The organism is Desulfofundulus sp. (genome assembly GCF_049701015.1).
Taxonomy (GTDB): domain Bacteria; phylum Bacillota; class Desulfotomaculia; order Desulfotomaculales; family Desulfovirgulaceae; genus Desulfofundulus.
Genome location: NZ_JBNATZ010000049.1, coordinates 1 through 13903 on the forward strand (window position 1 = coordinate 1; position 13903 = coordinate 13903).

Sequence of the window (13903 nt, forward strand, 5' to 3'; positions counted from 1 at the left end):
CGGGGTACCGGCCACTCCCATGGTTATGGCAGACGAGAAGGGAAACACCATTATCCTGGAAACAGTTGACAATTTCTGGACCGAAAGCCTGGCCAGGAACGCTACCGTGGTTATGGGCGGTTCAGTTATGTTGAGCATTTACCCCATGACGGGAAGGGTGCTTAAAAAAGCCGGCATAAAAAATATTGTTTCTTATTCCGCGCAGATAGGTAAGGTGATTCGTGAGGCTCGCCAGCGTGGGGAGAACCCGTCTGAAGCTCTTCTCAAAGCAACCGGTGGTTTCAAGCTGTTCAAAGGTAAAGTAGTTGATATTTTGCGGCGGACGGAAGGTGGTTTTGCCCGGGGTGAAGCTAAACTCGAGGGGATAGAGGAGTACAAAGGCGAAGTGTTACAGGTCAGGTTCCAGAATGAAAACCTCGTGGCCATTAGGGAAGGAAGGGTAGTGGCCACCGTACCCGACCTGATATGCATGGTCAATCTGGAAACGGCCATACCCATAACTACGGAAGGGTTGAGGTATGGCAATCGCGTGCTAGTCCTGGGCATACCTTGCGATGAAAAATGGCGTACACCCAAAGGTCTGGAAACGGTGGGGCCCCGTTATTTCGGGTATGATCTCGATTATGTGCCGGTGGAAGTGCTGGCGCAAGGAGGAGAGAAGCAGTGAGTTACCGGCTTGGTATAGATGTGGGTGGTACCAATACGGATGCAGTAATTATTGATGAAAAGCTCAACCTTATAGCCAGGGTGAAAACGCCCACTACTCAGGATGTAACTACGGGAATTTATACTGCCTTGAGCAGAGTTTTGAGCGAGGCAGGCATCAACAAAAATGAAATTGCTTACGCCATGCTTGGGACAACCCATTGCACCAATGCGATAGTCGAGCGCAAGCGACTGTGCCGTGTGGGCATACTGCGCATTGGAAAACCGGCTACGGCTGCTATAGCTCCCATGGCGGCATGGCCGTCCGACCTGGTAAGAGCGATTGGTGAAGAATATTACCTGGTAAGCGGTGGCCATGAGTTTGACGGCCGCGAGATTGCGGCCTTTAACTCCGGGGAAGTTAGCTCTGCAGCCCGGGCCTTTAAAGGTAAAGTTGATTCTGTAGCCATAACTTCGGTTTTTTCTCCCATCTCTGCCGACCACGAAAAACGGGCATCTGAGATAATAAAGGAAGAATTAGGTGACATACCCATTTCCTTGTCCCATGAAATTGGTTCCATTGGGCTTCTGGAGAGAGAAAACGCCACCATTTTAAATGCGGCCCTGGCAGAAGTAGCCCGGACCACAGCACTCGGCTTTAAGGCTGCTCTGGAGCAGGAGGGCGTTAAAAACGCCCGTGTTTACCTGTGTCAAAATGATGGCACGCTTATGTCCATCGACTACGCTATCCGTTATCCTATTCTTACCATCGCCTGCGGGCCGACCAACAGCATACGGGGCGCTTCCTTCTTGAGCGGGCAGCAAAATGCCATTGTTCTGGATGTAGGGGGGACAACCAGCGATATTGGGGTAATTGTTAATGGTTTCCCCAGGGAATCTTCGGTGGCTGTAGAAATAGGAGGGGTGCGCACCAACTTCCGCATGCCTGATTTGATCTCCATCGGGCTGGGTGGGGGAACGATCATACAGGAAGTAGATGGAGATATTCAGGTCGGCCCCCAGAGCGTGGGTTACCGGTTAACGGAAGAAGCACTCGTTTTTGGTGGTAGCGTCCTGACAGCTACCGACATTGCCGTGAGATTGGGCCTCGCGGAGATTGGTGATCCTTCGCTGGTAAGCCATATAGAGGAGAGTTTTGCGCGGCGTTGCCTGCAAAAAATGATGCTCCTTGTTAATGAGGCGATTGATAAAATGAAACTTTCAGCCGAACCCGTACCTCTCATACTTGTTGGGGGTGGGAGTGTCCTCATTACAGATGAGGTGGAAGGAGTATCAGAGATAATTCGCCCGGCTCACTACGATGTGGCCAATGCTCTGGGAGCCGCCATCGCCCAGGTGAGCGGTCAGGTGGAGCGGATATTTGCCCTCAGTGAGATAAGCCGCGAAGAGGCTCTGAGACAAGCCAGGGCCATGGCCTGTGAAGAAGCGGTTAGAGCCGGGGCCGAACCCTCCACAGTGCAGGTTGTGGAGGTGGAAGATGTGCCACTGGCGTACCTTCCAGGCAACGCGACCCGTATAAGGGTTAAAGCGGCGGGCGACCTGAAGCATGGGAGTTAACACAGCCGGATTACTTATATGGTTCCACCTGTCAAGCCTCACAAGTGGTGGGACCAGGAGTAGCTAAAGCCCGGTCTTCAACAGGAAAAACGAAAGCGTGAGGGGGTTATTATCCCCCTCGATTCATTTTTAAACGGAGGAAATCCGCCGGGCAGGGCGAATTTAACTTTATCTGGCTCCAGCAGGCATAACCTATCAGGAGAAAGAGAGCATAAAAAAAGATAAATTTTCAGCTCAATGTTAAGAACAGGAGGACTAAAAAAATGAAGATCCGGGAAATTTACGAACTGGCCGTTGCCAAAGGCATGCAAAACGACCCCCGCGGCCTGGAGGCCGTGCAAAAGTTCCTGGCCCGGGAAAAGGAAAAATACGAAAAAATGAAGGATGAGGAAAAAGAAGAATACGATGTCGAGCGGCTGGTCAACCCCTACGATGATACCCGTATACTGGTGGGGGACCCGGAAAAGGAAGTAAGCCGGGTGCTGGTGGGTATTGATATGGAAGTGGGGGAAGTTCTGCTGGCCGACCGGTTGGGGGAAAAGGGACAGCCTGTGGACCTGATCATTTCCCACCATCCGGAAGGCAAGGCCATGGCTTCACTCCACCAGGTGATGCACCTGCAGGAGGATGTGCTGGCCCGCTTTGGCGTGCCCATTAACATTGCCGAGGGAATCATGTCTTCCCGCATTGCAGAAGTCAGGCGGGGCATACTGCCCCTCAACCACAACCGGGCTCTGGATGCCGCCCGGATTTTAGGTCTGGCTTTTATGAGCGTGCACACGGCCGCCGACAACCTGGTGACCAGCTTCCTGCAGAAGCTGATGGATGAGAAACAGCCGGAGACCCTGGGCGACATTTTAAAACTGTTGAAAGAACAGCCCGAATACAGGGAAGCTGTTAAATATAAAGCCGGTCCGACCATTGTGGTGGGATCCAGGGAACGTCGTGCCGGCAAGATCATGGTGGATATGACCGGGGGTACCAGCGGCTCGGAGGATGCTTACGCCAGGTTGGCTCAGGCTGGAGTGGGGACGCTTCTGGTCATGCATATCGGTGAAAAACACCGCAAAGAGGCGGAGAAAAACCATATCAACGTAATTATTGCCGGCCACATGGCCAGCGATTCCCTGGGTATGAACCTTTTCCTGGACGAACTGGAGGCCAGGGGCGTGGAAATTATCCCCTGCGCGGGGCTTTTAAGAGCCAGCCGCCGGTCTTAGCATTGGAGGGAGGCAGCCTTTGACCCGTTTATCTAAACCCGAGTTGCTCGCTCCCGCCGGGGATTGGGAGGGTCTGGTGGCGGCGGTTCAAAATGGTGCTGATGCCGTTTACCTGGGCGGAAAACTTTATAACGCCCGCCAGGGTGCGGCCAATTTTGGACACGAGGAACTGCAGCGAGCCGTGGATTATGCTCACATCAGGGGTGTCAGGGTCTACGTTACCGTGAATATCCTCCTGTCGGATGAAGAGCTGGAGGATGCGGCCAGATTCCTCCATTTCCTGCAGCGGGCGGGAGCGGACGGTGTAATCGTGCAGGACCTGGGGTTGGCCACACTGGCCCGGCAGGTGCTGCCGGAGTTGCCCCTGCATGCCAGCACTCAGATGACTGTCCACAACCGGGCGGGGGTGGAAAAACTCCTGGCTCTTGGTTTTCGGCGGGTGGTACTGGCCCGGGAGATGAGCCTTGAGGAGATAAGGGCCATTAAGGATGCTACCGGTGCAGAGCTGGAGGTTTTCATCCATGGTGCGCTGTGCATTTGTTACTCCGGCCAGTGTCTTCTCTCAAGCATGATCGGCGGCCGCAGCGGTAACCGGGGCCGCTGTGCTCAGCCCTGCCGCCTGCGCTATACCCTCGTGGACGAAAGGGGACGGACGGTGGTCGAACCCCGGGAAGTGGGGGAATACCTGCTGAGTCCCCGGGACCTGAACCTCTCCGAGCACCTGCCCGATCTCATCCGTGCCGGGATAAACTCCTTTAAAATCGAAGGGCGCATGAAACGGCCGGAGTATGTAGCCACGGTGGTACGCGTTTACCGGAACCTCATCGACCGGGCCCTGGCGGGCGGAGACTTTTTCGTTACGCCGGAAGAGGCCAGGGACCTGGCCCAGATTTTTAACCGGGATTTTACCACCGGTTACTTTTTTACCCGTCCCGGGTACGAGCTGATGAGTTATAAGCGGCCCAACAACCGGGGATTGTTCCTCGGCCGGGTGGTCCGCTATCATGCCCGTACCGGCCGGGCAGAAGTGGCTCTTGAACAACCCCTGCGGGTGGGGGATGGGATTGAGGTTTGGGTAAGCCGGGGCGGCCGGGTGGGTGTTGAAGTGCATGCCATCTGGGAAAAGGGGCGGCAGGTGGAACATGCCCCCGCCGGTGCGGTGGTGGAGATTTCCCTGCCCCGTGAGGTCAGGCCCCAGGACCGCCTCTTCAAGACACACGACTCGTCTTTAATGGAACGGGCCAGGGCTACCTTTGCCTCGCCCCGCGAAGTGCGCAAGAGCCCGGTTGTATTCCATGTGCGGGTCCGGTTGGGAGAGCCTGTCCAGGTGCGGGTCGAAGACGAGGCCGGGCACAGTGGGGTGGGGACCGGCGTCACTCCTGCCCGTCCTGCCGACAGAAGGCCCCTGACTCCGGAGTTTTTAAAAGGACAGCTCGACCGTTTGGGGAACACTCCCTTTGCCTTGAAGGATGTCTACTGCGAACTGGACGGTAATGTCATTGTACCCGTGGGAGAAATTAACGAGGCCCGCCGCCGGGCCGTCGAGGAACTGGAAGCAGCCAGGATAAAATCGGCCCGCCCGGCACCTCCCATACCGGAGGATGTCTTTGCGCGCAGGCTGGCGGAGGCCCGGTTGAAGGCTGCGGGCCGGGTTCTGCCTGCTGGCTGGTCTCCTGGCAAAAGGCCTTTGCTCTCCATAGCGGTTACCGACCTGGTTTCCCTGGAGGCTGCCGTTTCTGCCGGGGTGGACCAGGTCTATTTTGGAGGTGAAAGTTTCCGCTCCGGTCCTCCGGTGGGTGAAGATGAAATACGCCGGGGTGCGGAAATCTGCCAGAAACATGGTGTCCGCTTTATCCTTTCCACGCCCCGGATAATCCATGACCCGGAAATGGCTGCTGTAGAGCGGCTGCTGGAGCTGGCCGGGAAGCTGCCGGCCCGGGGCGTGCTGGTTGGGAACCTCGGGTTGATAGAACGGGTGGCCCGTACCGGCCTGCCCCTGTATGCTGACCTGGCCTTCAACGTTTTCAACCTCCGTACTGCCATGTATCTTCTAGACCAGGGTGCCGTCCAGGTAGCTCTTTCCCCGGAACTGACCATGGAGCAGGTGGCCGTCCTGGTTGAGAGGGGTCGCTTTGCCGCCGAGGTGCTGGTCCAGGGCGCGGTGGAGTTGATGGTTTCCCGTTATTGCGCTCTGGGAAGCCTTCTGGGGGGGCTGGCTCCCGGCAGGAACTGTGCCGGTCCCTGTAGAGGCAGGCGCTGCGGTCTTAAAGACCGGGTGGGGGTTGTCTTCCCGCTGGAAGTTGACCAGTTCTGCCGCATGCATTTGTTTAATTCCCGGGACCTCTGCCTGGTGGATGATGTTCATAAATTCGTGGAGATGGGCGTGGCTTCCTTGCGTATCGATGCCCGGGGGCGGGGGGCGGAGTATGCCCGGGCCACTGTGGAGGCTTACCGCCGGGCCCTGGACGCAGGCCCGGCCGGGGATACCGGTGAGCTTGCCCGGCTGCGGGAGCGCCTGAAGCAGTACAGTCCTGCCGGCCTGACCACGGGTCACTACTACCGGGGGGTGGAATAGCCCCCCTTAACTTTTAAGTAGACGCCCATGACGCTTTCAGTCACCAGAAGAAGTTGAACTCGCTGCCGTTCTGCACGTAAGCGAGCGACATTGAGCCGAGCAGATGCCAAACTTAGCAAGACTGAGGGCGGAGGCGGGGCTGAGGGCATGGATGCCCGAAGCCGGCCCCTGAGGCATGGATGCCGAATGGGCCGGGAACCCCGCCGGAGCCCGAGGTCGAGCGATAGTTTGGCCTGCGAGGCGAACGGAGCGAGCGCGTGCAAACGGCAGGCAAGTATTATTTAACCTTTATTTTCTAGGATGCAATCAACTGGCGAAAATGCTATGATAATAGGGGATCGATTATGGATGAACGGACACTAAAACGACTCGAATACGACAAAGTGCTGGAAAACCTGGCCCGGTACACCATCTCTCCCCTGGGCCGGGAAAAGGTCTTTTCCCTGCGCCCGGTAACGGACAGGCAGACCGTTCAAACCTGGCTGGCTCAGACCACCCAGGCCAGGGAACTCCTGCGCCTTGAGCCCGGTGCCGATCCGGGTGGCAGCTGGCATGATATCCGCCAGTACCTCCGGAGGGCAACCCGGGGGGCCGTGCTGGAACCCCAGGAACTCTTTGAGATAGGCCAGACCCTGGGAGCCTGCCGGCGTATCAGGAAATTTTTTGCCGAACGTCCGGGGCGCTACCCCCTTCTGGAAGAGATTGCCCTGAATATAGGCAATTTCAACGAACTGGAGAAGAAAATCAACAGGACCATTCTGCCCGGGGGAGAGATAGCCGACGACGCCTCCCCCACTCTTTCCAGCATCAGACGCCGGCTCCAGCGTGCCCAGCAGCAGGTTAAGGAGCAGCTGGAAAGTATCATCCGTTCTCCTGCCTGCCAGAAGTACCTGCAGGACCCGATAGTGACCATCCGGGAAGGGCGCTACGTGGTGCCCGTGAAGCAGGAATACCGGGCCCAGGTTCCGGGAATAGTCCACGACCAGTCGGCCAGCGGAGCCACCCTCTTTATCGAGCCGATGGCCGTGGTGGAAAGTAATAATGAGGTTCGCCGCCTGCAGGTGGCGGAAAAACAGGAAATCGCCAGGATTTTAAGCGAGCTTTCCGGTGCCGTGTCAGTGAGGGGTGAGGAACTGACCCGGTCCCTGGAGGCTCTGGGTCAGCTCGACTTCATCATGGCCCGGGCCCGTTACGGCGAGCAGCTCGATGCCGTAGAGCCCCGGCTGCTTCCGGTGCCCAGGCTGAATTTAAAACGGGCCAGGCACCCGCTGCTCTCCGGCCACGTGGTACCCGTATCCATCCATCTGGGTTACGGCTTTGATACCCTGGTTATCACCGGTCCCAACACCGGTGGGAAAACCGTCACTTTAAAAACTGTGGGCCTGCTTGTTCTGATGACCCAGTCTGGTTTACACATCCCCGCCGGCGAAGGCAGCGAAACAGGCATTTTTAACGAAGTCTTTGCGGATATCGGAGATGAACAGAGCATTGAACAATCCCTGAGCACCTTTTCTTCTCACATGACCAACATTATACAAATTTTAAACCGGGTCGGTCCGGGCAGTCTCGTTCTCCTGGATGAACTCGGGGCTGGAACCGACCCTGCCGAGGGGTCGGCCCTGGCCCGGGCCATACTGGAAAGGCTGCATGAAATGGGTGCCAGAACCGTGGCCACTACCCATTACACGGAGCTGAAGAACTTTGCCTGTACCAGGGAGCGTGTGGAAAATGCCAGCGTGGAATTTGATGCTGTTACCTTAAAGCCCACCTACCGGCTCTTGATTGGCAAACCCGGGTCGAGCAATGCTTTTGAGATAGCCTTGAGGTTGGGTCTTGCTCCGGACCTGGTTGAGCTGGCCAGGAGCTTCATGACCGCAGAACAGCTGGAGGTGGCGGACCTCATGCAGCAGCTGGAACGGGCCCGCCAGCAAGCGGAACGTGAACTGGAAGAGGCCCGTCGCATGCGGGAGGAAGCTTCAGAATTAAAGGAGCGGTACCAGGCTTTAAGGAATGAGCTGCTTGAACGGCGTGAGAACATCCTGGCCCGGGCCCGGGAAGAGGCACGGCAGCTCGTTAAACGGGCCAGGCAGGAGTCGGAAGAGGCCGTACGGGAACTGCGGGCGCGGCTGGCCGACGAAGCAGCCAGGGTCCGGGAGGAGGCCATACGGGAGGCCAGGGAGAAGCTGGCGGGCATGCAGGAGCGTTTGCAGCCCCGGGTCTCTCGTCCCGGGCCGGAGCCGGGTATTGTTCCTGCCTCGGTGAGTCCCGGCCAGACAGTGTTTTTACCACGGTTCAACCAGCAGGGTACCGTGGTGGCCCTGCCTGCGGCGGGTGAGGTGCAGGTCCAGGTGGGCGTGATCAAAGTTAACGTACCCCTGGCGGAACTGCGCTTGCCTGCGGAAAACGAGACTTCCCGGGGGGAGGTGCGGGTGGCTTCACTCGTACAGGACAAAACCCGGTCCATTTCCACCAGGCTCGACCTGCGGGGCCTGCGGGCGGAAGAAGCCCTGCATGAAGTGGAGAAGTACCTGGACGACGCCACTTTGGCCGGATTGTCCCGGGTCTACCTGGTTCATGGTAAAGGTACCGGAGCTCTGCGGGCTGCCATCCAGCAGCAGCTTAAAACGGACCGGCGCGTTAAATCCTTCCGGTTGGGCGAGCATGGTGAAGGGGGTGCGGGGGTTACCGTTGTAGAACTGGCTTGATAAAGGGTTGGGGGCCGTTGATACCGGTAATCAAACGGCCCCTTGTTATTAGCTTGTTACGGGCTCCATTTTTGGTGCCCGAACCATCTCAGTCCCGGGTTGGTCTCTCCCCCCGGAGCTTGTGACGGTCCCCGTTTTTCTCCCGTTTGTCCCTGTGGTCCTGGAAGCTGGTTTGAATCTTGAGTTTGCTCTCCCGGGTTGAGCTGGCCGGGAGACTCCGGAACTACCTCCCCGGGTTTACCGGTCTGCCCGGGTTGTCCCTGCTGCGCAGGCTGTTCCGGGGACTCCGTGGCTGGTGCCGGTTCTCTGGCTGTATGCAGCGTGCAGACGGTCGAAGGGACCCGCTGGGCATAGTCCTCGACGAAGCTTGGTACGTTATATGGCAGTTTTATCATAACCCGGGTGATCCTCTCTGGACAATACTGGCTGGCCAGCTGTCCCGTGGTGGCACATAATTCTACCAGCACATGGGTATCATCAACCCGGGTGGGTACGGTTCCCTGGGCGAAGAGGTCGGTGACCATGTCTTGTGGCGGGGTATTTGGACCGGGTAACAACCCCGATTTACTGTCCACTGTGGCGCTTACGATGCCCGGCGGTCTGGGGAAGTCCTGTACAGGTGTGTTTTGAAGTGCCCTGGTCATGATCTGGCGCCAGATAAGGGCCGGGTAGCGCCCGCCAAATTCATGGGGCATGGCCCTGGGTTTGTCGTAGCCTATCCAGACCACCCCTACCAGTTCAGGAGTATATCCTGCAAACCACAGGTCCTTGCCCTGGTCCGAAGTACCGGTTTTACCTGCCGCGGGGCGTCCGATTCTGGCGTTCGTACCCGTGCCGCTCTCTATAACGGTCTTGAGCATGTCGGTAATCAGGTATGCGGTGGTGGCCTTCATAGCCTGGAAGGGTTTCGGCTGGTACTCATACATAACGTGTCCGCTGGCATCTTCCACCCGGGTGATAGCAGTTGGTTCCAGGTATATCCCCTGGTTGGCAAAAGCACCGTAGGCAGCTGCCATCTGCAGAGGGGTTACGCCTTCGTGCAGGCCTCCCAGGGCTATACTCGGGCCGTGGGTGTCGGGGTTGAGGTTGATACCCAGTCCCCGTGCAAATTTAAGGGCATCGGCAATACCCACATGTTCCATCAGCACCCTCACTGCTACTACGTTGATTGATTTGGCAATGGCGGTGCGCATGGTTACCAGGCCCCGGTATCGCCCGTCGTAATTCCGGGGGTTATAGTTGCCATATGTCACAGGAATATCATCAATTACCGAGGCCGGCCCCATTCCTTTATATTCGACAGCCGGACCATAGACAATGATTGGTTTGAATGTAGAACCGGGTTGTCTTCCCGGAGCCATGGTTGCCCTGTTCCACTGCAGCCTGTGAGTGTGCTCCCGCCCACCGACAATGGCCTTTATGTAACCCGTGTGGGGATCGAGTACAACTGCAGCTCCTTCAGGTTGTAAAATACCCTGGCTGTCCCGTACCGAGGCCGGAAAGTTGCGTGGGTCCGAGAGGGCCTTTTCTGCTGCATCCTGTATTTTCGGGTCCAGGGTGGTGTATACCCGCAGTCCTCCCTTAAAAACCTGTTCAGACCCATATTGATTGACAAGTTCTTCTGTTACATAATCTACGAAGTAAGGGTAAGGATATTGCCGTCCCTGGCCGGGCTTTAGCATGTCATCCAGTTGAATGGCCCTGGCCTGAGCGGCCTGTTCGGGGGTAATAAACCCATAACGGGCCATGTTTTCCAAAACCAGGTTGCGTCTCCTGGTAGCCCCTTCGGGGTTGAGAAAAGGGTCGTACGCGCTGGGAGCCTGGACCAGGCCGGCTAAAAGTGCACCCTCCGATAAGGTTAAATCTCTGGCCGGCTTGTTGAAGTATGTTTCGGCAGCTGACTGAATCCCATAGGCTCCCTCGCCAAAATACACCTTGTTCAGGTACATTTCCAGGATCTCATCTTTGGTATAGTGCCTTTCAAGTATAAGGGCCAGGATCACCTGTTGGATTTTTCTTTTAAAGGTCCGTTCCTGGCTTAAGAAAGACAGCTTCGCCAGCTGCTGGGTAATGGTGCTTGCGCCTTCCTGGATGGAGCCGCCGGTTATGTCCGTCCAGGCCGCCCTGGCTATACCGCGGATGTCTACCCCGTGATGCTGGTAGAAGCGCACGTCTTCAATAGCCAGAAAGGCTTCCTGCACATGTTTGGGTATGTCTTTGAGGCCAACCGGTATACGGTTTTCCTCGCCTACCCGGGTGATCAGGTTTCCATTTTGGTCGTAGATGGAAGTGGATGCACTGGAGAGCAATTTTTCTTCACTCCAGGCGGGCAGATCCTTGATGCTGATGGCTATCAGGCCAAGTGCTGTCACGCCGCCGGCCGTTACGAGCAGGATTGCTGAAAACAAGAATAAGCGAAAGAAGTTTAATTTCCTTCTTTTTCTTCTGGCCAATGTGCAATGCCTCCCACTGACTTTGATACCAGCATTATAACATAACTGGCAACAAAGTTTGACCACCACTTCAGTTCTGGGAGACCTGCCTTGTCAGGGGATAGTTTATTTTGATATGATATGGTTTAAGGTTCTGGAAAGGGCAAGGCGAAAGGAGAAGAAAGATGCTCGGCATAGATAAACAGCTGGAGGTCATCAAACGGGGTGCCGCGGAGATCATTTCCGAAGAAGAACTGGTGCAGAAGCTGAAGCGTTCCCTGACCACGGGCCGGCCCCTGCGGGTGAAGCTGGGTCTGGATCCCACGGCTCCCGATATTCATCTGGGCCATACCGTCGTGCTGCAAAAAATGCGGCAGTTTCAGGAACTGGGCCACGAAACGATTATCATCCTGGGAGATTATACTGCCCGCATCGGCGACCCTACGGGAAAATCAGAGACGCGCAAGCAGCTCAGCGAAGAAGAGGTACGGGCCAATGCCCGCACCTACGAAAAGCAGATTTATAAGATTCTGGATCCCCGGCGGACCAGGCTGGTTTTTAACAGCCAGTGGCTTTCCCCCCTTACTTTTGCCCAGGTGATTGAGCTGGCTGCCAAGTATACCGTTGCCCGGATGCTGGAGCGGGAAGATTTTGCCCGCCGTTTCCGGGAAGGTCTGCCCATCAGTATTCACGAGTTTTTCTACCCTCTCATGCAGGGATACGATTCGGTGGCTTTGGAAGCGGACATCGAGCTGGGGGGTACCGACCAGAAGTTTAACCTGCTCATGGGAAGGACGCTGCAGAGGGAATACGGCCAGGAGCCCCAGGTAGCCTTGATGATGCCCATTCTGGAAGGTCTGGACGGCGTACAGAAGATGAGCAAAAGCCTGGGGAACTACATCGGTATTGATGAGCCGCCCCGGGAAATGTACGGGAAAACCATGTCCCTTCCCGATGAGCTCATGCTGCGTTACTTTGAACTTGTTACACCCGTGCCCCTGGAAGAAGTCCGCAGCATTGCCGCCGGGCTGGCCGACGGGAGCCTGCATCCGCGGGACGTGAAGATGCGCCTGGCCCGGGAAATAGTAACTTTTTATCACGGGCAAGAGGCGGCGCTGAAAGCAGAAGAAGAGTTCAAGCGCGTGTTCCAGCAGCACGACCTGCCCGATGAAGTGCCTGAATTTCATATCTCGCCGGACATGCTGGAAGACGGCAGCATCTGGTTGCCCAGGCTCCTCCAGCAGGCCGGCATGGTATGCAGTACGAGCGAAGGCAAGCGCTTGATTCAGCAAGGGGGGGTCAAGATTAACGGGGAAAAAGTTACAGACCCCAACTTGAAATTGGTTCCGGCTGACGGCATGGTCATCAGGGCGGGGAAAAGAAAATTTATAAAAATCTGCCTCTGAAAACCCGCGGGCTTGTCCCGTGGGATGAAAGGTTTCGTTGGCCGTTCAGGCCGTCAAGTGAATTCACCGGCGTCTGGCCGGTTTTTCTTTTTTCAGGCCGGGTGTCCAGGCCGGGTTACATGTCCGGCTGACATATAATGTTTCAGGGACAATCATGCGGTTTTCCCGGGAGACTCAAGTTAACTCCCCTCGGAGGGGGTGACCTGCTTGTACAGAAGAAACAGGAATTACCGGGCCTTTTTTGCCTGGACCGTTATCTTTTCGCTGCTCCTGGCCATGTTCCTGTGGTTTGACCGGGTCCTGCAGCCCACCATTTTGAAAATAGCGGAAACCCGGGCCGTCCAGCTGGCCACCGAGGCAATCAACAGGGCGGTGGAACAAAAGATTTTAGACAGCAACCTGCAGTACCAGGACTTTATCCAGGTGCATAAAGATAACCAGGGACATGTGGTATTGATGCAGGCCAACACCTTGAAGATTGACCGTTTTGCGGCCGAGGCTACTTTAATGGTCCAGTCCGCGCTGCAGCAAATGTCCCGGGAATCATTCGGTATCCCCCTGGGTCAGGTTACCGGTACCCAGTTGCTGTCAAGCCTGGGTCCCCGCATTCCGGTGGGTATTGTACCGGTGGGCAGTGTCCGGGTCAGGGTGGACGACCGTTTTGAACAGGCCGGTATAAACCAGACACGGCACCGTATATATCTGGACTTTGATGCCGAAGTGCGTATCGTAGTTCCTGCCCACAGTGCCACAGCACAGGTTGCCACCCGCGTACCCCTGGTGGAGAGCATCATTGTGGGCCAGGTGCCCGGTACCTTTGTCAGTATCCCGGGGGGCCTTTTAAGCGGGCAGAACATTACTGCCGGCAACAACCCGTAGGAAGTGTGCATAAAAAGAGTCCGTTGTGGAAACATACTGAGAAAAACATTGACCAGCTACTTTTAGTGTGTTACATTTCAGGACGCGCCTTTTAAATGGATAGCTGCATTTACCATAAATTACATGTTGATCTCCAAAATGCATTCTGTTAGAATGAAAAATGTCGCCGTGAACAGGCGACATTGAAGGAATGTGTCCATGAAAATGAGTCGAGAGGAAAACCCTCTTGACGAGCGGCAATGGTAATGTTAACATATTTTTAACAGACTTGCCGTCCGGCATGAAAAAAGTGTTGACAGAGGTCGGATTGGCGAGTAAAATACAAAAGTGTCGGTCCTTGAAAACTGAACAGGGAGTATGAAGGTAAAGCGAGGGGGCCCGTGAGAGACGTTCCTTTGGGGGGCGTTTGAGGGGTCCGACCTTGCTGGATAAGGAAGCAGTAATTCCGATAGAGCACGGGCGA

The 13903-nt window shown here is 56.2% G+C and carries 8 protein-coding genes; 7 read left to right on the forward strand and 1 reads right to left on the reverse strand.

The genetic code is table 11. The features are described from left to right. The 5 genes from ACPLUI_RS04890 to ACPLUI_RS04910 all read left to right on the forward strand — a co-directional run. Positions 1-667 (forward strand): DUF917 domain-containing protein (locus ACPLUI_RS04890; protein ID WP_424659156.1); only part of this gene is annotated, 667 nt, incomplete at its 5' end. Further along, a complete protein-coding gene (locus tag ACPLUI_RS04895) occupies positions 664-2223 on the forward strand; it encodes a hydantoinase/oxoprolinase N-terminal domain-containing protein (protein WP_424659157.1) in 1560 nt (519 codons plus the stop codon). The genes ACPLUI_RS04890 and ACPLUI_RS04895, both read left to right, overlap by 4 nt. Before the next feature lie 263 nt (positions 2224-2486). Further along, positions 2487-3443, forward strand: a complete 957-nt coding sequence (locus ACPLUI_RS04900) for an NGG1p interacting factor NIF3 (protein WP_424659158.1) — start codon at positions 2487-2489, stop codon at positions 3441-3443. Positions 3444-3462: 19 nt separating this feature from the next. Continuing rightward, complete coding sequence (locus ACPLUI_RS04905) at positions 3463-6018, forward strand: DUF3656 domain-containing U32 family peptidase (RefSeq protein WP_424659159.1); 2556 nt, start codon at positions 3463-3465, stop codon at positions 6016-6018. 344 nt (positions 6019-6362) lie between these two features. Further along, on the forward strand, positions 6363-8723 hold the full coding sequence (locus tag ACPLUI_RS04910; protein WP_424659160.1) for an endonuclease MutS2: 2361 nt from the start codon (positions 6363-6365) through the stop codon (positions 8721-8723). Between the two features lie 56 nt (positions 8724-8779). Here the strand turns inward: ACPLUI_RS04910 and ACPLUI_RS04915 are convergent, their stop codons facing one another. After that, a complete protein-coding gene (locus ACPLUI_RS04915; protein WP_424659161.1) occupies positions 8780-11131 on the reverse strand; it encodes a transglycosylase domain-containing protein in 2352 nt (783 codons plus the stop codon). Between the two features lie 209 nt (positions 11132-11340). On the opposite strand from ACPLUI_RS04915, the gene tyrS reads away from it, so the two are divergent. Then, positions 11341-12561, forward strand: coding sequence for a tyrosine--tRNA ligase (tyrS, locus tag ACPLUI_RS04920; protein WP_424659162.1), 1221 nt, complete (start codon positions 11341-11343; stop codon positions 12559-12561). Between the two features lie 198 nt (positions 12562-12759). Further along, positions 12760-13440 carry a sporulation protein YunB gene (gene yunB, locus ACPLUI_RS04925; RefSeq protein ID WP_424659163.1) on the forward strand — a complete coding sequence of 227 codons (681 nt, stop codon included), beginning with the start codon at positions 12760-12762 and terminating at the stop codon, positions 13438-13440. Positions 13441-13903: the final 463 nt, after the last annotated feature.